General features: G+C 63.1%; 21 protein-coding genes, 1 tRNA gene and 2 pseudogenes. 10 read left to right on the top strand and 14 right to left on the bottom strand.

What is annotated here, in order from left to right:
• Positions 1-211 precede the first annotated feature (211 nt).
• Entirely contained in the window at positions 212-511 is a 300-nt protein-coding gene (locus HL671_RS11840) for a hypothetical protein (RefSeq protein ID WP_172236493.1), read from the bottom strand.
• Between the two features lie 152 nt (positions 512-663).
• Between HL671_RS11840 and HL671_RS11835 the strand changes: the two genes are divergently transcribed.
• The gene (locus tag HL671_RS11835; protein WP_172236492.1) at positions 664-801 is read left to right on the top strand and encodes a hypothetical protein; all 138 of its coding nucleotides are present in this window, start codon (positions 664-666) and stop codon (positions 799-801) included.
• 404 nt (positions 802-1,205) lie between these two features.
• Here the strand turns inward: HL671_RS11835 and HL671_RS11830 are convergent, their stop codons facing one another.
• The gene (locus tag HL671_RS11830; protein WP_006614754.1) at positions 1,206-1,508 is read right to left on the bottom strand and encodes an HU family DNA-binding protein; all 303 of its coding nucleotides are present in this window, start codon (positions 1,506-1,508) and stop codon (positions 1,206-1,208) included.
• A gap of 591 nt (positions 1,509-2,099) precedes the next feature.
• Here HL671_RS11830 and HL671_RS11825 point away from each other — a divergent pair.
• Both HL671_RS11825 and HL671_RS11820 read left to right on the top strand, forming a co-directional pair.
• The gene (locus tag HL671_RS11825; RefSeq protein ID WP_012044102.1) at positions 2,100-2,552 is read left to right on the top strand and encodes a VOC family protein; all 453 of its coding nucleotides are present in this window, start codon (positions 2,100-2,102) and stop codon (positions 2,550-2,552) included.
• Positions 2,553-2,851: 299 nt separating this feature from the next.
• Positions 2,852-3,493 carry a glutathione S-transferase family protein gene (locus HL671_RS11820; protein ID WP_172236491.1) on the top strand — a complete coding sequence of 214 codons (642 nt, stop codon included), beginning with the start codon at positions 2,852-2,854 and terminating at the stop codon, positions 3,491-3,493.
• 14 nt (positions 3,494-3,507) lie between these two features.
• Here the strand turns inward: HL671_RS11820 and HL671_RS11815 are convergent, their stop codons facing one another.
• The gene (locus HL671_RS11815) at positions 3,508-3,762 is read right to left on the bottom strand and encodes a porin (protein ID WP_172236490.1); all 255 of its coding nucleotides are present in this window, start codon (positions 3,760-3,762) and stop codon (positions 3,508-3,510) included.
• 73 nt (positions 3,763-3,835) lie between these two features.
• Positions 3,836-4,093, bottom strand: coding sequence for a PilZ domain-containing protein (locus tag HL671_RS11810; RefSeq protein WP_012044098.1), 258 nt, complete (start codon positions 4,091-4,093; stop codon positions 3,836-3,838).
• Positions 4,094-4,908: 815 nt separating this feature from the next.
• On the opposite strand from HL671_RS11810, the gene HL671_RS11805 reads away from it, so the two are divergent.
• The 6 genes and pseudogenes from HL671_RS11805 (at position 4,909) to HL671_RS11785 (ending at position 8,666) form a co-directional block, all read left to right on the top strand.
• Positions 4,909-5,538 (top strand): hypothetical protein, encoded by a 630-nt coding sequence (locus HL671_RS11805; protein WP_172236489.1) that lies wholly within the window; start codon positions 4,909-4,911, stop codon positions 5,536-5,538.
• 330 nt (positions 5,539-5,868) lie between these two features.
• A pseudogene (locus HL671_RS39105) lies at positions 5,869-6,045 on the top strand (transposase); the annotation flags it as partial.
• 13 nt (positions 6,046-6,058) lie between these two features.
• Entirely contained in the window at positions 6,059-6,238 is a 180-nt protein-coding gene (locus tag HL671_RS38330) for a hypothetical protein (RefSeq protein ID WP_246579465.1), read from the top strand.
• Positions 6,235-6,585, top strand: a complete 351-nt coding sequence (gene tnpB, locus HL671_RS11795) for an IS66 family insertion sequence element accessory protein TnpB (protein ID WP_172236487.1) — start codon at positions 6,235-6,237, stop codon at positions 6,583-6,585. The genes HL671_RS38330 and tnpB overlap by 4 nt, the downstream gene beginning before the upstream one ends.
• A 59-nt stretch (positions 6,586-6,644) precedes the next feature.
• Positions 6,645-8,304: pseudogene (tnpC, locus tag HL671_RS11790) on the top strand (IS66 family transposase).
• A 137-nt stretch (positions 8,305-8,441) separates the two neighbouring features.
• Positions 8,442-8,666 carry a hypothetical protein gene (locus tag HL671_RS11785; protein WP_172236486.1) on the top strand — a complete coding sequence of 75 codons (225 nt, stop codon included), beginning with the start codon at positions 8,442-8,444 and terminating at the stop codon, positions 8,664-8,666.
• Between the two features lie 99 nt (positions 8,667-8,765).
• On the opposite strand, the gene HL671_RS11780 is transcribed toward HL671_RS11785, so the two are convergent.
• The 6 genes from HL671_RS11780 to HL671_RS11755 all read right to left on the bottom strand — a co-directional run bounded on the left by HL671_RS11780 (position 8,766) and on the right by HL671_RS11755 (position 11,934).
• The gene (locus tag HL671_RS11780) at positions 8,766-9,518 is read right to left on the bottom strand and encodes a hypothetical protein (protein ID WP_172236485.1); all 753 of its coding nucleotides are present in this window, start codon (positions 9,516-9,518) and stop codon (positions 8,766-8,768) included.
• Positions 9,519-9,893: 375 nt separating this feature from the next.
• Complete coding sequence (locus HL671_RS11775; protein WP_172236484.1) at positions 9,894-10,115, bottom strand: hypothetical protein; 222 nt, start codon at positions 10,113-10,115, stop codon at positions 9,894-9,896.
• Positions 10,116-10,298: 183 nt separating this feature from the next.
• Positions 10,299-10,592 (bottom strand): hypothetical protein, encoded by a 294-nt coding sequence (locus tag HL671_RS37990; protein WP_210263856.1) that lies wholly within the window; start codon positions 10,590-10,592, stop codon positions 10,299-10,301.
• The gene (locus HL671_RS11765; RefSeq protein WP_172236483.1) at positions 10,585-10,836 is read right to left on the bottom strand and encodes a hypothetical protein; all 252 of its coding nucleotides are present in this window, start codon (positions 10,834-10,836) and stop codon (positions 10,585-10,587) included. Before HL671_RS11765 ends, HL671_RS37990 begins: the two co-directional genes overlap by 8 nt.
• 474 nt (positions 10,837-11,310) lie before the next feature.
• A tRNA-Glu gene (locus tag HL671_RS11760) sits at positions 11,311-11,385 on the bottom strand.
• Positions 11,386-11,601: 216 nt separating this feature from the next.
• A complete protein-coding gene (locus tag HL671_RS11755; RefSeq protein ID WP_012044097.1) occupies positions 11,602-11,934 on the bottom strand; it encodes a monooxygenase system ferredoxin subunit in 333 nt (110 codons plus the stop codon).
• A 203-nt stretch (positions 11,935-12,137) separates the two neighbouring features.
• Between HL671_RS11755 and HL671_RS11750 the strand changes: the two genes are divergently transcribed.
• Positions 12,138-12,890 carry a hypothetical protein gene (locus tag HL671_RS11750; RefSeq protein WP_172236482.1) on the top strand — a complete coding sequence of 251 codons (753 nt, stop codon included), beginning with the start codon at positions 12,138-12,140 and terminating at the stop codon, positions 12,888-12,890.
• A gap of 287 nt (positions 12,891-13,177) precedes the next feature.
• Here the strand turns inward: HL671_RS11750 and HL671_RS11745 are convergent, their stop codons facing one another.
• The 4 genes from HL671_RS11745 to HL671_RS11730 form a co-directional block, all read right to left on the bottom strand.
• Positions 13,178-13,393 carry a hypothetical protein gene (locus tag HL671_RS11745; RefSeq protein ID WP_172236481.1) on the bottom strand — a complete coding sequence of 72 codons (216 nt, stop codon included), beginning with the start codon at positions 13,391-13,393 and terminating at the stop codon, positions 13,178-13,180.
• Between the two features lie 106 nt (positions 13,394-13,499).
• Complete coding sequence (locus HL671_RS11740; RefSeq protein ID WP_012044094.1) at positions 13,500-14,081, bottom strand: hemerythrin domain-containing protein; 582 nt, start codon at positions 14,079-14,081, stop codon at positions 13,500-13,502.
• A gap of 140 nt (positions 14,082-14,221) precedes the next feature.
• A complete protein-coding gene (gene hemA, locus HL671_RS11735; RefSeq protein WP_172236480.1) occupies positions 14,222-15,451 on the bottom strand; it encodes a 5-aminolevulinate synthase in 1,230 nt (409 codons plus the stop codon).
• A gap of 204 nt (positions 15,452-15,655) precedes the next feature.
• Entirely contained in the window at positions 15,656-16,804 is a 1,149-nt protein-coding gene (locus HL671_RS11730; RefSeq protein ID WP_172236479.1) for a PLP-dependent cysteine synthase family protein, read from the bottom strand.
• Positions 16,805-17,405 lie beyond the last annotated feature (601 nt).

Genomic DNA, 17,405 nt, shown 5'->3' with positions numbered 1-17,405 from the left:
CGGTTCAGATCAACCCAGGAGAGGTTCGCGCGCGAACGCGAGGAATATGCGAGCCTTGCCTGGAAGCGAGCCGATCGCGGCGAAGCCGCCGAGTAGCGCGCTGCTGCACGGGCGCCGCTATCCCGCGCCGGGCCAAGGCCCGCGCCCACATCGCGCGCAAATCGAAGAGAGCCCGGGGGCCAGGCCTCCGGGCTCTCTCGCATTCATAGTTTTACCAATGGTGCCGCCAGTGGTGGTACCGATGGTAGTACGGTCCACCATAATAGGCGTAGGGACCGGGCCCGTAGACGTAGCGCGGGCCGTAATAGCCATAGCCCGGACCATAGTAGCCATAGCCTGGACCGTAATCATAAGCGCCGGAGGCTGCGAGCGCGCCTGCGGTCAGCGCGCCTGCGGCCAGACCGAATGCCAGACCAGGCCCGAGTCCACGCGCCTGCGCCGGGGCCGGCGCAGCGAGGGCGGTGGCGGCGACGGCGCCTGCAGTCGCCAGAGCGGCTAATGCGTTTCTCATCGTGTCCTCCAAATCATATGCGACCAAGCAACGCGGACGCCGGGACATTGGTTGCACTCCGCACACTGTCGTGAGGACCGGAACCCACGAGGCCGGTGGCAGGTTCACTCCCGGATATGGCCGGCCACGCGAACGCGGCCAAGGAATCTGAAATGGCAAGTTGGCTGGAACTTCTGTTCAACATCATCGGCTATGGCGGCTTCGTCGTGATCGCCTCCTGCCACCCAGGTGGCGAGCCGGCCGGCACAGAGAACGCCATCGACGACATCACGCGCCCGATCAATCGCTGAGCCGACCGCCCCAAGCCATCCACCGCTTGTCCGCAGCCTATCCACAAGGCTTGTCCGCAGCCTATCCACAAGCCCGGCTTGCCCGCATTGGCGCGCCGCTGGAACGGCTTGCTGCGCAGCATGCCACGATTTGTCCCCACCGGCCTGCGACCCTGCTGAGCTGCGGCGACGGACTGCCTCACGATGAGCCGTCAGCGTGTTGAACCTTTTGGCGGACCGCCGATACACATCAGCACTGGGGATTTCAGGGCCCAGTCTTCGAGGTGGCGCCAGGCGACGAAGATATTCCGTCGCGCTGGCGCTGCTGTCGTTCCGGCAGCACCGGCCATCGCGCGAGAAACCATCGCGCAACAAAAAGGCCCCCTTCTCAGGGGGCCTTGTCGCTCAGAATGTGGCGGGTCGGATCAGGCGACCGCATCCTTGGCGGCCTTGACCGGGCGCGCGCGCACGATCTTGCGGGCCGGCTTGGCCTTGAACATCATCTCTTCGCCGGTGAAGGGGTTGGTGCCCTTGCGCGCCTTCACGGCAGGCTTCTTGACGACGACGAACTTCGCGAAGCCCGGCACCAGGAACACGCCGTTCTTCTTCAGCTCCTTGTGGCCGACATCCGTGAGAGTCTCCATGACGTTCTTGACGTCACGCTTGGACAGCTCGGTGGTGGTCGCAATCTTCTCGATCAGCTGCGACTTCGAAAGTTGGGTAGCCATCGTATCTCCTTAGGATTGGTACCGGTGAATGACGAGACGACTGCGCGGCTATCAGCGCATTGCTGCGCAGACTGGTCGGGGCTTTCTGGCTGCATTGCACAGCCGTGACTTGAGTCGTCTGGTGGCGTATTACCCCGCGTTTTTTCGGGATTCTCCTGCATTTCAAGGGGCCCCGAAGCACCCACAGCGGCGCCAAAATTCCAACGGAGCGCCGAGAAGTCAAGCTGCGATGACGATCGAAGCGAGCGGTCGATTCATTTTCCCCTATATTTCCAGGCATTTTCGACCGTCATGCGTGATTTTGGCCGCACATCACAGCCAAAATGCCCTGAAATTCCTGGATATGGGCGCATCCCGCCCGTGCATCGCGGTCGCGAATCACTGCCAAAATAGGGATTCGCGGCGTGCCTGCCGGCGGCGCGAAACATCCTGCAACGAGCGCGATGCGCGGTGGTCGCGCGGAAGATCCGTGCGCAGTCGCAGCACCCACACGCCCTTGCCCTGCTGCGCCAGACAACGATTTGCTGCTATGGATCGACGTCCATGGGCGTTCGTTGAACATCCGCTTCAAGCTCGAAGGAGACCAGAACGATGCGTTATCTCCACACCATGCTGCGCGTGCGCAATCTCGACGCGGCGCTCAAATTCTATTCCGATGCGCTCGGCCTGAAGGAGGTGCGCCGGATCGACAACGACAAGGGACGATTCACCCTGGTGTTTCTCTGCGCGCCCGAGGATGAACACCTGCTGAAGAGCCTGCCGCCGACACGCGGCGCGCCGCTGGTCGAGCTCACCTATAATTGGGACGAAGAGAGCTATGGCGAGGATCGCTTCTTCGGCCATCTCGCTTATGAGGTCGACGACATCTATGCCACCTGCGATCGGCTGATGAAGCTCGGCATCACCATCAACCGTCCGCCGCGCGACGGCAACATGGCATTCGTCCGTTCGCCCGATCTGCACTCGATCGAGTTGTTGCAGAAGGGCGAGCCGAAGGCCCCTGCCGAGCCCTGGCTGTCGATGCCGAACACCGGGCATTGGTGACGCCCCCACTCGCTGAGGCCCCGCTCTGCGGCAGCCGCGCCACGCGCGGAACATCGCCGAGCCCCTCGCGTTGTCGCTTCGATTGACGAAGAGGACATGAGGAGGCCGAGATGGGTCGAGGAATTCTGCTGTGGCTGTTGGGCGTGCCGATCCCCGTGATCATTCTGCTGTGGCTGTTCTTCGGCCGCTGATCACCGCGCGCGACGCGCTCAACCGAAAAGCCCCGCCCGCAGCGGGGCTTTTTGCTTGAGATGCGCTATCAAGCTCGCCGACAGTGTCATGCGAGACAGGAGCCGATGATGCCCGCCGACAGCAAGCTCACCCTCTGGGGCCGCGCCAACTCGGTGAACGTCCAGAAGGTGCTGTGGTGCATGGCCGAGCTCGATCTCGCCTTCGAGCGGATCGATGCCGGCATGCAGTTCGGCCGCAACACCGAGGCGGACTATCTCGCCATGAATCCCAACGGCCGAATTCCCACCCTGCTCGATGGTGACCTCGTGCTCTGGGAGAGCAACGCGATCATGCGTTATCTCTGCCTGGCCTATGGCGGGACGACGCCGCTGTACCCGTCGCTGCCGCGCCAACGTGCGGCGGTCGAGCGCTGGCTGGATTGGACGCTGTCCACGGTGCAGCCGATCGAGCGTCCGCTGTTCTGGGGTCTCGTGCGCACCCCGCCGGCGCAGCGCGATATGATCGCGTTGCAGAAAGCCGCCGACGACGCCGCGGCGATGTGGCGCATCCTGGACGCCCATCTCGGCACGCGGAGCTATGTCGAGGCGGAGACGTTCACCCTCGCAGACATCGCGCTCGGTGCCTATGCGCGGCGGTGGTTCGGCGTCGAAGGCGTGGTCAAGCCGGAGCTGCCCCATCTCGACAGCTGGTATCAGCGGCTATCACAGCGTCCCGCCTTCATCCGCCACGTCGCGCCGCCGCTCTCGTAAGGCAGCCGCCAGATTCAACGGCCGAGTCCCGTGCCTGTCTCGACGCGCACGGCGCCGCCGACCTTCATGCACGTGTCGGTTCCCTCGATCCGCACGAAATTGGCGCCGTAGGACGCACAGGGATTGCGGCTGGCTTTGCTCGGCCGTGCTGCCGGCCGCTCCGCGTTGGGAACGCTCGGAGACAACAGGGACGGGCCGACGCTGCCGGCGCAGGCGACGGTCACCACCAGCATGGAGGTGATCGTTCCGCAAAGGATGGATCTGAACATGGCAGCTTGTTAGCGCATCTTCGCCGATTGCGCTGCGCGAAATCACCGCCCCCGCGCAGCCGCAATACGCTGGCTACTTGCCGATGAACTTGACGCCGACCGAGGCGCCGCGGCGCCACACCACCTGGCAGAGCCGGCCCGTGCGCGCATCGCGGGCAAAGGCGAGCCGGATCGTTCCCGGCAGGGCCGCCGCATCCTCAAGGGTCAGCTTGGCGCCGGCGCTGGAGATGTCTTGAACCAGGCAATGACGCACAGCGAAGCCACCATCCAGCGTGATCCACGCTGGCTGCTTCATCGACTTTCGGGCTTCCCGCTTCTTGGGCGCGGCCATCATCCTGCTCCTGCTTGCCCGCTGCAGTACGGCAAGGACCCTAATGGAGGGTTGACCGGATCGAACACAGCCAATGCGCCGATGGCCTGACAGGGCTGCGGGAGCCTCAAGGCCCACTGCGGGGAGGCACGAAACGATCGGAGGACAGATGCGGGGTGGCGCTCCCTAGCGAAGGAGCAGAATCTCTTTAAATCAGTGACTTAAATCCAACTTTGGGTTCGAGACGGAGCGTTGTCTCCAAATGTTTTTCCATCGCCTTCCCCAAACTGGCTCGAACTCGTTTGCGTGGAGACAGCCGTCGTGAATTGCTGGCTCGGCCCGCGGTTCTGGCCGCGAGAAGGGCCGCGATATGAACGTCGGGCAGCGTTCTTGGCGAGTCACCGACAATAAAGGCTTGAACTCGCTCTGGCCAAGAGCATTGAGACGGAGAGGCATTTTCTGCTTCGGATGGGCTTCAAGCCTTGCATACTCTCCGGGGTTGCGCAAAAGTCTTGAGACTCAACTGCCTTCACCTTAAGCATCCAGTTATGAATGCCCCAGAAATAGGCAGTAGTAATACTGGTATAACGTTTGCTTAACCATCGTGGGGGACGATTTTGTCCACGTCGGCTTCAATTGAGGCGTATGTCATTGGACTTGCGCAACACACGTACGTGCAGACCTCAGACGGTCGCTCATTCGCCTGCTTTGGGAGGCACCAAGGCGGCTCTTTTGTCGTCGGAGGCAGTGGAAGCGCTGATCAAGCGGACTGTATCGCTAATCACAAGATCGGGGGATCAGTTAAATGGCAAGGCATTGTGATTGGAACAATCGGAATGTCAGGAATTGTATATCTGATGAGTGGCGTCTGCCACCAAGCGGCAAACAGGATCTTGAGTGCCGCTGGCGCAGGCGTTCTCTTGCCATCGCAAGCATACCCGCTGATCAAGAGGAGCGTACAAAGCTACGGCGTATATGGCCTGGAGATTGATTGGCTGCCAATCGAAGCAAGTTGGCAGTTTCGTCAAGCCACCTGTTCAGCCCCGCTTCAGCGCGCGCCGTCTAATGTGGCGTCGCTGAACCTAAGCGGTGGAACGTACCGCTCTAGCGCCTGGATGAGCCAAATGCCCAAGTCTAACTTTGACCCAACACCTCAGCTAATCGAAGATCTTCATTTCCTGATTGATCAAGGCCTTGAGGGGAAACAGCTGGACGAACGAACCGTCCTACAACTTGCAGCGATCCAGCAGTCGCTACGGAACGATCAGCAGACTTTAGCGCTTCAGTATCGCATCGGAAAAATCGAGCGAGAAGATTACCTCCGCGGCATGAAAATGGCGATAAGGCGCGCCGACCAGGAGGGCGAAAAGCTGCTGGGCCCTGAAGACTACCACCGGATCTTTGGCGATCCAAGCACCGTCGATCAATTCGTAGACCAGTACTGCTCCAACGCTCGGCCCATATGAGTTTGCATGATGCCGAGGAGCAGTGAGCATCCCGCTGCCGGCCCAAATTATGCGAGCCGGCTATGTGGGCTTTTTTTGGCGGATCGCCGCATTTCGGAGCAAACGGGCTCAACTGGCTGAATAGCCGACGTAGCCGATCAGGAGCGCCGCGAGGCGACATTCAAGACGCCCACCTTTGACCGGAAGGAGTTGGCTCTAACCGGTCTCGTACCGCTGACCGAACTCTTGTTCTGGTGACCTTGCGCCTGGGGCGTAAGCCCTTGGTGACGGCCGCCTTGCGTCGGCAGTGAGGCTTCGCGAAGCCATAGGACTAGTCCTGGAGCTAGTCCTATGGCCAGAACGGAAGTGGAAGTGATCACGTCGGAGCGGCGACGGCGGCATTGGTCGCGGGCTGACAAGGAGCGCATCGTCGCTGCAGCGTTGCAGCCGGGTGCGACGATCCTGGGCGTGGCGCGCACCTTCGGGGTGCATTCCAGCCAGGTATTCCGCTGGCGCCAGGCTGTGCGGCAAGGAGGCTGCCGTGCCCGGCTTCGCCGCTGTGACGATTGCAGCCGATCCCGATCTTCATGCAGCGGCAGCTCCGCCTCAGGGGTTAATCGAGGTCGAGATCGGAACTGAGACCAAGATCCGGATCAGCGGCGCGGCGGATGCCGCGACGGTGACGGCGATGATCGCGGCGCTGCGGGCGGGCTCGCGATGACCATCCCGATCCCCTCCGGCACCCAGGTTTGGCTGGCGACCGGCCATACCGACATGCGCAAGGGCTTCGACGGTCTGGCGCTGCTGGTCCAGGAGACCTTGAAGCGCGATCCGCATGGCGGCCATCTGTTTGTGTTCCGCGGCCGCAGCGGCGGCCTGATCAAGGTGCTGTGGCACGACGGCCAGGGCATGTGCCTGTTCGCGAAGCGGCTGGAGCGCGGCCGCTTCATCTGGCCACAGGCTGTGGACGGAGCGGTGACGATAACGCCGGCCCAACTCGGCTATCTGCGTGAAGGCATCGACTGGCGGCATCCGCAGCGGACGTGGCGCCCGGAAGCTGTTGGTTGAGCGCTCGAACGTAACGGCACTGATGCGTGCCGGGCGGAGCTGTGATTCCATCCCTGTCGATGATCACAGCCGATTCGCTCCCCGATGATGTCGCAACGCTGAAGGCGCTGGTGCTCGCCGGCCAGGCGGCGCAGCTCGCGGCGGAAGCCAAGGCGCGCAATCTCGAAGCCGAGGTCCGCGCCCGCACGCTGCTGATCGAGCAGATGAAGTTCACGATCGCCAAGCTCAAGCACGAGCAATATGGGCCGTCGTCGGAGCGCGCCTCGGTGCTTGAACAGCTCGAGCTCGAACTCGCCGATCTCGAGGAGGATGCATCAGAGGCCGAAGCCGATGCGCAGCTGTCCGCCGAACGCGCCAAGGCCGCGAAGATGGACGTGCAGCCATTCGAGCGGCGGCGTCCGGCGCGGCGGCCGCTGCCCGAAGACCTGCTGCGAGAGCGCGTCGTGCATCCGGCGCCGACCAATTGCTCATGTTGCGGCGGCGACAGGCTGCGCAAGATCGGCGAGGACGTGACCGAGACGCTGGAGCTTGTGCCGCGGCAGTGGAAGGTGATCCAGCATGTCCGTGAGAAGTTCTCCTGCCGCGCCTGCGAGGCGATCACGCAGCCGCCGGCACCGTTCCATCCGACCTCACGCGGACGTGCCGGACCGCGTTTGCTGGCGCATATTCTGTTCGCCAAATACGGGCTGCATCTGCCGCTCAACCGACAGAGCACGACGTATGCGCATGATGGCGTGGCGCTCGACGTCTCGACGCTGGCCGACTGGGTTGGCGCGGCGGCTGCGACGTTGATGCCGCTGGTCGAGGCGATCAAGGCGCATGTCCTCGCTGCCGAGCGCATCCACGCCGACGACACCACCGTGCCGGTTCTGGCCAAGGGCAAAACGCGCACGGGGTGCGTCTGGACCTATGTCCGCGACGATCGTCCTTTCGCCGGGCACGCGCCGCCGGACGCCTTGTTCTTCTACTCGCCCGACCGCACCGGTGCGCATCTCGAGACGCATCTTGCCGGCTATGCCGGACCGATGCAGGCGGACGCCTATGCCGGCTTCAACCGCCTCTACGAGGCCGCGCGCAAGCCGGGCCCGATCATCGAGGTCGGCTGCTGGGCGCATGCACGGCGCAAGTTCTTCGAGATTGCACGGCTGAAGAAGGCACCGATCGCGATCGAGGCGATCGCGAAGATCGACGCCCTGTTTGCGATCGAGCGCGAGATCAACGGTCTGCCGGCCCACGAGCGCAAAGCCGCGCGCCATGCGCGCAGCCGCCCGCTGGTCGATGAGCTTCATGCCTTCCTGCACGAGCGCCGCGCCAAGCTCTCCGGCAAGAGCGAGACCGCCAAGGCGATCGACTACAGCCTCAAGCGCTGGCNCCGGCAAGAGCGAGACCGCCAAGGCGATCGACTACAGCCTCAAGCGCTGGCAGGTGTTCACGCGCTTCATCGACGATGGCCGGCTGTGCATGACCAACAACGCCGCCGAACGCGAGCTGCGCGCCGTGGCCGTCGGCCGCAAGAACTGGACCTTCGCCGGCTCCGACGAGGGCGGCCGCCGTGCCGCCGCCATCTACACACTGATCCAGACCGCCAAGCTCAACGACGTCGACCCGCAAGCATGGCTCGCCGAAGTCCTCGCCAGGCTGCCCGATCATCCGGCCAGCAGGATCGCAGACCTGCTGCCCTGGAGCTGGAAGCACACCGCCATCCCTGCCGCTGCCTGATCGCTCCGATCAAGCGTGCATCCGCGCGGGCCGCTCCGCCTGTGGTCTTCACCGGAAGCGTACCCTGGGGCCTAATCCATGAATGCGGTCAGCGATCACTCCAAGCGCGACCAAGCTTCGTCCTTTTGCGAGAGAGGATGATAGAAGACGAACTCAACGCGCTCGGGCGCGTAGACGAGATCGAGATAGACGAAACAGCTGCGGTTATCGTCGAGCAGATCGAGGACGAGATCACCGTCTCGATCGCGAGCGTTGTTTCTGTTTATCTTCAGCTCACGCCCGAACAGGCAATCAAGCTGTCCCGTGCTCTGGCCGTTGCAGCGGAGAGGGCTGCCGAATTCCTGGCATCAGGAGAGCCCTAGCTTCGCCATTGCCCCGCCGCCAACCAGACTTTTACACAACTGCATTGGTTGACTAACATGGGCAGGGCTTCGGCCCCCGCGCTTCTGTCATGCTGCCACTCAGGGACACGAAGCAAAATTTCTTGCGAAAAAGTACCGTCGGCTGGCTCTTCGGAGCTGTTCGTTGAGGAGTCCCATGGCGGCGCGATCTAGTCGTTGATGGGCGCTATTATTTACCAGCGCAAGCGTCGGGCTAACAGGAACGAACGCGTGATCAAACGGCCAATCGGGAACGACGAATTCGCCACCTGACGCATGAATCATCCCCCAATCAGCCGTTGGATTGATCTGGCGGAGGTGTCGACCCACGAGGGTTCGAATGGCCGCGCCGTTTATCATCCGAGCCGGGAAAACATTGCCTCGTGAAAAGGCATAGCCGTTTTTTTCCAGTCTCTCCTCTTGGTCCTTTGTCCGAGCTTCATCGGGCCAAATGCCCGGCATGACCTGATCTTGCTCGGGTTGCTCACGAATTTGAGCCCGGGCCAACCAGAGCGCATAGAAGGAGCTGATGACGTGCGTCATCTGTTGGCTAAAGCGCGTGACCAAGCCGCCGACGACCAATCCAGCCAGCCGTTGGAAATCATCTTCGATCCGCTTGCAAAACAGAGTCTCTGCGGCATGATCCCACAGCCGCCGTGCGCAAAAGATACTGTCAGTCGGCTTGGCCAACCGGACCGATCCATCAGCCTTCATTTGCAGCTGGATCCTTCCAGAAGCATCAGCAAACCTCGCTATGCTCCTGGCAGGGAACGTGTGCTGGTTGATCGCAAGCTGATGAGGGTTTCCCTTTTGTGGCTTGTCAAATTTTGTCATTCGGATTGGCTAGTTACCACACCGCTCTCCTCCTGACCACGCCTGGTCCAAATATTCATGGACCTCTGCCTGCGTCGGCCCACGCTCGGTCAGGGCCACCGTCTGGTGGGCTGGCGCCGAGCGGCCCAACGCGCTTGCCCTCCTCAAAGGCGACGACCTTGCTCGACAATGCCATCAAGGCAGGACCGCACCTCTGGCTGCGTCTAGCAGGTCGATGCATTAGCCCTCGAAAACGGTCACTGCGCCCAGCGGATCATCCCATTTTGAGTTGTCCGACGCAGCATCATTCCACGCGGCAGGCGGCTTCGCAATGACTTGGCTTTGTTTCAATTTCCTCAAGCCGTCCGTCTCCACGTGCTTAGATGCGTGCGCAACCTAATTTACTATCTGGAAATCGGCTGGCTGATGCTTAAAAGCATTCCGGCGCACTTGAGGAGCTCGGGGATTTTCTAGATAGTCAAATGCGTGCGCTATCACCACGCATTTGACGTCGGCGTGGCGCCGAGATGATGGATTGGCCTCAAACTCGATCAGCGTTGGCCTCACCATCTCGATCAGATACCGCTCAAGGTCTTCGATTCGTGCTTCGTCGGTCATGCGGTTGCCCAGCCGTGCGCATTGGCTACGATTGCACAATGACGGCCATCATCTCCGTGCCGACGAACGCGCACTTCGTCCCGGCCGCGTTCCCGGAGCGGCATCCTTGAGCCGGGCAATCAGGCGCCGGTGACACGGGTGCTGCCACAGCATAACGCATGAGGCTTAAGCGCAATCTTGGAGTCAGAGCCAATGGAAGCCGCGCGCCATCAGGCCCGCTAGCCCCAGAGCGACGGCGATGATCGCGCCAAATAGGATGCGAAAGTCAGTTCTAGCGTTATCTCGGAGCGTGCGAAGGTCAACCTTTATGTCGCTCGCATCCTTCTGGATGTGCTCGACTGCGGCTTCCAACTTTGCGACGCGAGGTTCCATGCCGCCTGATGTGCCATCGGAACCACCGGTTTTCAATGCCTCGCTCACGAGCTGGTTAAGCCGCGCCTTCAGAAACGCGTCGTCGCCCGAATTCGGATCAACCATTCGCCGACTCCGGACGTTTTACCGAGGCGATAAATTTGCGAATTTCCTTCTCATAAGAAGCGTGCGCATCATCAAACGATGTAAGCCATTCCTGGCATATTGCACGGGTTGCTTGATCCACCTGTGGCGACGCCAAGAGCACCTTCAACGCGCCGCGGAGATGTCTTGCCATCGACGCGACGTCGATCAACATGCTGGCGATCAACAGATCCGCCGAGGAAGCTTCTATATTTTCGTCTGCCATAGAGTTTGCCGGCCTAGTTTCGAACCGAAAACATATCTGGACGCTGCTTCTACCGAAAGTGGGCTTTGCGCTCTCTTGTAACTTCCGCGGAGCTTCAGGGCGACCAGGCGGCCTACGACATTCCTGCGCCGCGTGTCGAGGCGGCATCACCAAGCCTCTCCATGGATGTAATCCCTAATCTCCGCCTCTGTCGGCGGGCGATAGATCCACCGGCCGTTGGCGCCGCGCTTGCGCATTTGCGGCGGCACGAACATGCCGGTCTTGACCACGGGCTTCGAGCCGAATCGGCGGCAGATCAGCCGCGCAATGCGATCGGCTGACGCAAATTAGGCTGTCTCATCCCATGTCCGCTGAAGCTGGGAAATCTCGTCTAACTGGAGCTGCAGGCCTTCATCGTCCGCATCTGTCCAAGGCCGTATATTGGACGGTTGTTGGACACGATCTTGCGCAACTGAGCTAAGCGATTGATTTTGCTGGCGCTCCCTAGCGGAATCGAACCGCTCTCTCCACCGTGAAAGGGTGGCGTCCTAACCGATAGACGAAGGGAGCAAGACGCACGATGCAGCGAGACCATCGGCCCCGGCGTCATCGCCGTTTGCACGTTCTTGGCAAAACCTTCAGCAAATCAGCGGGTTAAGGCTGAGATCTGCGAGGCCGGCTGAACCATCGAGGATGATTCCGCGCCGCGCGCGCCGAACGTATAGAGGCGTTTGGTCGGCCGGGCAAGCGGCCCGTGCGCGTCGTCCCCGACCTGAACGGCGCGGCTCAGCGTGCGGCGAACGACGGAGAGATGCCATCGGTGTCGATATAGACCACCCCGTCCTCGACCTTGACCGGATAGGCAGCCAGCGCGCTTTCCTGCGGGTGCAGCGGCAGACCGGTCTGCGCATCCCAGGTCCAGTGATGCACAGGGCAGCTGAGCACACGGCCGTCAAAGCCGGCCTCGGCCATCGGCGCCGCCGTATGGGGGCACACGCCCTGGAACGCTTTGAGCTCACCATCGTCGGGCCAGGCGAGGATGATGAGGTGGGCATCGGCGATGACGAGACGCATCCCGCCTTCATCGATCGTGTCGGCCTTGCAGACCCGGGTGAACATGCGGGGCGAAGCTCCGTTGCCAATTGTCGAATCGCAAGCAGCCCCAGCAAGACTCGTTCCGGCGCGGTCGGAAGCCCGCAAGACGCTGATGTCATGGCACCCTTCTTGCTGCCCTCCTCTGCACGTCTCGCCGGCGCCCCAGCGATGTCAGAAAGCTGACATCGCAGCGGACAGGCCGGCGAGCGACAGCCACGGAGTGCGAGATGACCGACATGTCGGAGCTGCGAACGCGCAAGGAGCCGCTCAATCTCGCGATCGTGCATGTCGATCCCGAGGCCTTCATTGCCAACCTGATGGGTTGGCTCGAGATCACCGCCTTCATCAAGGCGCAGCGCGCCGGCGAGGCCACGGTGCCCGCAGATGGCAGCACGCCTGCTTTGTCCGCCGCACAGCTGAAGACCGGCGGCGTGCACGAGGTCGGCAATGACGCGCTGTTCGCCTTCGCCATGACGGCGTCATTGAAGGGCGACAAGGCTGCGCTCGACCAGGTCGAGACCGCGCTGCTCGCTCAGATGGGCACCGACTTCCCGGGCTCGTTCGCGCTGTGGCACTTCCGCGCCACGATCGATGCACCGACCACCTTGGATGACTTCGTCGGACAGGCCGGCAAGAAGATGCTGGCCGGCGACCTGCCGCCGCCCCCGCTCCGCGCCAAGGAGTATTGGAGCGCTGGCCTGCGCTTCTTCGAGAAGGCGCGCAAATCCAACTTCATCCATGAGGTCATGTACCCGCTGGCGAAATGGACGCGGGCGCGCTGGACCGAGACCGCAGAAAAAGGCGTCGCCTTCCTGCATCACATCGAGGACAACGTCCCGGTCCTCCGCGAGGTGCTGGAGGAGCCGCGCAACGACCAGGCCTTCATCGCGAATGCGCTGCTGAGACTGGCGCCCGCCGTCGACATGGAGCTGAACGAGGAATACCAGGGTTTTCTACGTTCGCTGGCACGGCGCAACTGAGCGCTTTGGCGATGGCCATGGCCGTTGCGTTGAGTTTGCCGATCGATCAGCAAAAAGGCCGGCGGGCGTTACGCCGCCGGCCTCTTGTCGCGACTGTCGGCTCCGGCCGTCCGATTCCGTCGCACTCCTGGGGGAGCATGCGAACAGGGTCGCGCGACCTGGTTAATGATGCGTTAACGCTGATGGCGTGAATGAAAACGATCTCACGCGCCGAGCACCGCAACCGAGATGCCGCCGGCACACCGTCACGTGGTGGCGGAGCGGCTTGGCCTCAGCTCAGCACCAAGTCAGCTCAGCACCAAGGCGCGCTTCTTCTCGCGCCGAAGCTTGAGCTCCTGGCAGCCGGACAGCCGGACAAGCTCCTGCGGATACATGTCATAGCCGTGGCTGCCGAACGCGTTCTGCCGCGACATCGGCATCTGCGCCGGTTTGGCGGCCGCATCCGCGGCGCCTCTGGCCATCGAGCTCCGGACCGGCTCGAGCCCAGTATTCAAAGCGGTCATAGCCAACTCCGAGAAGAGTGCCTTGCCCCATGGGCAACTATAATGGTCTGCCTGCCCGGCGCAATTGAGACAAAGCGCCGGTGAGACAGGATGTCACTTCAGGATGTCACTTGGCGGCCGCGAGGCGGGCCTGCTCGGCCTCCTGCTCCCAGCGCAATATGGTCCGTTCGAGGTTGTGGAATTTCTCCGCCACGTCGCCGTCGAACAGCGGATCCTTCTCGTCGGACATGCGGGCGTCGATGTCGGCCCAGTCCTCGGCCCGCAGCGCATGCAGGGCCGCCGGAAACAGCAGCGTCTCCTCCTTGCGCAGGTGCTCGCGCTGGCTGTCGATGAACTGGTGGACCGCGGCGTGGAAACTCTCGCGCAGGATCTCCTGGTCCGCCAGCACCGCGTTCACCGCATCGGCAAAGCCGCGCAACCGCTGCGCCTCGCTCTCATGCTCGTCGTCGACGTCGCCATAGGTCGCGGCCGCCGCCGGATCGCGCTCGCGCAGCCTGCTGAAGATCATCTCTTCCTTGGGATGGTGACAGCGCTGCGGATAGTCCTCGAAATAGGCGATGATGCTCTGCAATATGTCGTAATCCGGCCGCCGGTTGTGGTCGAACAGATCGAGCTCGTGCTCGAGCACCGCGAGCAGCTTCTCGATATTGCCGTGCTCTTCCAGCAGCGCTTCAATGATCTTGGCCATGGGCTGCCTCGCCTGTTTGCCGGCCGGGCCCGGCCGAGCCGGCTTGTTCCCCGATCACAAAAGACTACGCCCGCGCGAGCGCGGGCGGCATTGCGGCAGATCAAACTGACAGGGCTGCGTGACAGTCAGCTGGGACAGGCCTATTCGGCGGCCAGCGCCTGCGGCGCGCGGGCGAGACCGAGGCGGTCCCAGACGTCGACCAGCGCCTCGGCGAGCGCGTCGATCAGGCCGTCATCATGGTAGGGCGACGGGGTGATCCGCAGCCGCTCCAGCCCCCGTGGCACCGTGGGATAGTTGATCGGCTGAATGTAGATGCCGTGCTCGGAGAGCAGCAGGTCGGACGCCGTCTTGCACTTCTCGGGATCGCCGACATGCACCGGCACGATATGGGTGTCGGACGGCATCACCGGCAGGCCCGCGGCATTCAGCACGGCCTTGAGCCGGGCAGCCCGATCCTGGTGCCGGTCGCGCTCCCATTGCGACGTCTTGAGGTGGCGGATCGCCGCGGCCGCGGCGGCGCAGACCGGCGGCGGCAGCGCCGTGGTGAAGATGAAGCCGGGTGCATAGGACCGGACAGCGTCGATCAGATTGGCGTTGGCGGCGATGTAGCCGCCGAGGCAGCCGAACGCCTTGGCCAGCGTGCCCTCGAGAATGTCGATCCGGGCCATCGCGCCATCGCGCTCGGCAATGCCGCCGCCGCGCGGGCCGTACATGCCGACGGCATGGACCTCGTCGACATAGGTCAAGGCGCCGTAACGCTCGGCAAGATCGCAGATCCGATGCAGCGGCGCGACATCGCCATCCATCGAATACAGGCTTTCGCACACGATCAGCTTGGGACGGTCCGGATCGGCTGCCCGCAGCAGCTCTTCGAGATGCGCGATATCGTTATGCCGCCAGACCTGCTTCTCGGTGCCGGCCTTGCGCACGCCCTCGATCATCGAATTGTGGTTCAGCGCGTCCGAGAGCAGCAGGCAGTTCGGCAGCAGCTTGGCGATGGTCGAGATGCCGGTCTCGTTGGAGACATAGCCCGACGTGAACACCAGCGCCGCCTGCTTGCCGTGGAGGTCGGCGAGCTCGCGCTCCAGTTCGATCAACGGATGGTTGGTGCCGGCAATGTTGCGGGTGCCGCCGGCGCCGGTGCCCATGCGCGCGGCCACATCGACCATGGCGCCGATCACCTTCGGGTGCTGGCCCATGCCGAGATAGTCGTTGGAGCACCAGATCACGACGTCCTTGGGGCCGTCGGGTGCGTGCCAGATCGCGCGGGGAAAGCGGCCGGCGAGGCGCTCGAGATCGGCGAACACACGATAGCGGCGCTCCTGGTGCAACTGGTCGAGCGCGCGGTCGAAATAGCTGTCGTAGTTCATCACCTGATCGTCCTTCCCCTGCCCGCGGCGCAAAGACCGGAGTTTCCGCAAGCGTTCAATGGTCTGTTGCGAGGGCGGACCAAAGCCCAGTTCGGCCGGTCGTTCGTTGATCCAGATCAGGGATCTCGCACAAGGCCGGGCATTGGCGGTCCCCTAAGGTCGCCGTCGCGCCGCTTCGGCGCCCCCGGCGACTCCCGCCGCCCTTCAGTCACTTCGCGGATTGACGGCGTCGGGAATGGCGAGGCGGAGCGGCGCGCCGGTGTCGAGAAAAGCGGACAGCGCCGCGTCATAGGGGGCCGGATCGAGGCCGCGCGCCGCCAGCCATTGCGGATCGTAATAGGTCTGGCGGTAGCGCTCGCCAGAGTCGCAGATCAACGTCACGACCGATCCGATCACACCGGCCTCGCGCATCTCGGAGGCAAGCCGGCATAGCGCCAGGAAGTTGGTCCCGGTCGAGCCGCCGACCGGCCGGCGCAGCCGCCTTGTCAGCACGCTCATCGCCCCGATCGAGGCCGCGTCCGGCACCTTGATCATGCGGTCGACTACCCCCGGCACGAAGGACGGCTCGCAACGCGGCCGGCCGACGCCCTCGATCAGGGACGGCCTCTCGCAGGTCTGCCGGACATCGCCCGAGCAGAAGGCATCGAAAAAGGCGGAATGCTCGACGTCGGCGACGCAGAGCCGCGTGGGATAACGGCGATAGCGCAAATAACGGCCCATGGTCGCCGACGTGCCGCCGGTGCCGGCGCCCATCACGATCCATTCCGGCAGTGGACAGCGCTCGCCCTGCAGCTGGTTGAAGATCGATTCGGCGATATTGTTGTTGCCGCGCCAATCGGTGGCGCGCTCGGCGAAGGTGAACTGATCCATGTAATGACCACCGAGCCGCGCCGCGAGCGCAGCCGCCTCGGCATAGAGCGCCCAGCCATCATCGATCAGGTGGCAATTGCCGCCATAATGGGTGATCGCCGCGATCTTCTCAGGCGAGGTGGTGCGCGGCATCACCGCATAGAACGGCACGCCGATCATCTGCGCGAAATAGGCCTCCGACACCGCGGTCGACCCCGAGGACGCCTCGACCACCGGCGTGCCTTCGCGAATGTGACCATTGCAGAGCGCATAGAGAAATAGCGAGCGGGCGAGCCGATGCTTCAGGCTGCCGGTCGGATGCGTCGATTCGTCCTTCAGGTAAATGTCGATGCCCGCCAGCGCCGGCACGATGAGGCGGATCAGATGCGTATCAGCTGTCCGGCACTGATCAGCCTCGATCGCGGCCACGGCATCGTCGACCCAGACGCGGCGGTAGCGAGGCAGCGAGACTTGCGAAGCACGGGAGGCAGGCGGCGAGATCATCCCGGCAACCGACCACGATCCCTGCCTCACATCAAGACCGTCGAGTCCGCCCGCCTGCCTGCGAACAGCACCGCCGGATTACGCGCGATATTTGAATTTGCGCAAAAGCGCGCCTAAAAATTGCACGTTTTCGGGGCGAAATAAGGCGGGTATTGCCGATCCGCGCCACCGGCGCGATGCCTGCATGACGGGCTCCGCTGGAGCCGCTAGACGTAAGCGTAAACTGCGAGGGGCACGATGAAACTTCTTCCTATTGTCATGATTGCATGTGCGGTCGGCCAGTCTGCCTTTGCCGAAGGCCTCGAATGCAGGCGCGTCGCCGATCCGGTGCCGCGGCTGAGCTGTGTCGAGAAGCCGACGACGGCGGAAATCCCCCCGAGCAGCCGTTCCGATGCGACCGCAGGCGACAGCCAGCGCGAGCCGCCTTCCCGGCGGGAGGGGGACAGTCCCGCCCCGCGCACCACGCGCATCTGCCGCAATTGTTGAACCCTTCGCCGCGTGGCCGCGTCAAACCACGAACTCAGCCTGACGCGGGGCCCGGCGACGACCTGACAGCTGGCCATCTCGATCCGGCGGCCCCGCTGCCGCCGACCGTTGCCCG

Origin of the sequence: Bradyrhizobium denitrificans (assembly GCF_013179005.1) — a bacterium.
GTDB lineage: Bacteria > Pseudomonadota > Alphaproteobacteria > Rhizobiales > Xanthobacteraceae > Bradyrhizobium > Bradyrhizobium denitrificans.
The sequence above is the reverse complement of the archived record's forward strand: the minus strand, read 5'-3'. Positions and strand labels throughout refer to the sequence as shown.

What these genes read in the sequence shown, in the direction of transcription:
- HL671_RS37990 (WP_210263856.1), bottom strand. Translation starts at nt 10,592, where the DNA reads ATGGTTGATCCGAATTCGGGCGACGACGCGTTTCTGAAGGCGCGGCTT.
- HL671_RS11815 (WP_172236490.1), bottom strand. Translation starts at nt 3,762, where the DNA reads ATGTTCAGATCCATCCTTTGCGGAACGATCACCTCCATGCTGGTGGTG.
- HL671_RS11810 (WP_012044098.1), bottom strand. Translation starts at nt 4,093, where the DNA reads ATGGCCGCGCCCAAGAAGCGGGAAGCCCGAAAGTCGATGAAGCAGCCA.
- HL671_RS11840 (WP_172236493.1), bottom strand. Translation starts at nt 511, where the DNA reads ATGAGAAACGCATTAGCCGCTCTGGCGACTGCAGGCGCCGTCGCCGCC.
- HL671_RS11820 (WP_172236491.1), top strand. Translation starts at nt 2,852, where the DNA reads ATGCCCGCCGACAGCAAGCTCACCCTCTGGGGCCGCGCCAACTCGGTG.
- HL671_RS11750 (WP_172236482.1), top strand. Translation starts at nt 12,138, where the DNA reads ATGACCGACATGTCGGAGCTGCGAACGCGCAAGGAGCCGCTCAATCTC.
- HL671_RS11780 (WP_172236485.1), bottom strand. Translation starts at nt 9,518, where the DNA reads ATGACAAAATTTGACAAGCCACAAAAGGGAAACCCTCATCAGCTTGCG.
- HL671_RS11835 (WP_172236492.1), top strand. Translation starts at nt 664, where the DNA reads ATGGCAAGTTGGCTGGAACTTCTGTTCAACATCATCGGCTATGGCGGC.
- HL671_RS11730 (WP_172236479.1), bottom strand. Translation starts at nt 16,804, where the DNA reads ATGATCTCGCCGCCTGCCTCCCGTGCTTCGCAAGTCTCGCTGCCTCGC.
- HL671_RS11775 (WP_172236484.1), bottom strand. Translation starts at nt 10,115, where the DNA reads ATGACCGACGAAGCACGAATCGAAGACCTTGAGCGGTATCTGATCGAG.
- HL671_RS11830 (WP_006614754.1), bottom strand. Translation starts at nt 1,508, where the DNA reads ATGGCTACCCAACTTTCGAAGTCGCAGCTGATCGAGAAGATTGCGACC.
- HL671_RS11825 (WP_012044102.1), top strand. Translation starts at nt 2,100, where the DNA reads ATGCGTTATCTCCACACCATGCTGCGCGTGCGCAATCTCGACGCGGCG.
- tnpB (WP_172236487.1), top strand. Translation starts at nt 6,235, where the DNA reads ATGACCATCCCGATCCCCTCCGGCACCCAGGTTTGGCTGGCGACCGGC.
- hemA (WP_172236480.1), bottom strand. Translation starts at nt 15,451, where the DNA reads ATGAACTACGACAGCTATTTCGACCGCGCGCTCGACCAGTTGCACCAG.
- HL671_RS11805 (WP_172236489.1), top strand. Translation starts at nt 4,909, where the DNA reads ATGTCAGGAATTGTATATCTGATGAGTGGCGTCTGCCACCAAGCGGCA.
- HL671_RS11740 (WP_012044094.1), bottom strand. Translation starts at nt 14,081, where the DNA reads ATGGCCAAGATCATTGAAGCGCTGCTGGAAGAGCACGGCAATATCGAG.
- HL671_RS11765 (WP_172236483.1), bottom strand. Translation starts at nt 10,836, where the DNA reads ATGGCAGACGAAAATATAGAAGCTTCCTCGGCGGATCTGTTGATCGCC.
- HL671_RS11745 (WP_172236481.1), bottom strand. Translation starts at nt 13,393, where the DNA reads ATGACCGCTTTGAATACTGGGCTCGAGCCGGTCCGGAGCTCGATGGCC.
- HL671_RS11755 (WP_012044097.1), bottom strand. Translation starts at nt 11,934, where the DNA reads ATGTTCACCCGGGTCTGCAAGGCCGACACGATCGATGAAGGCGGGATG.
- HL671_RS11785 (WP_172236486.1), top strand. Translation starts at nt 8,442, where the DNA reads ATGATAGAAGACGAACTCAACGCGCTCGGGCGCGTAGACGAGATCGAG.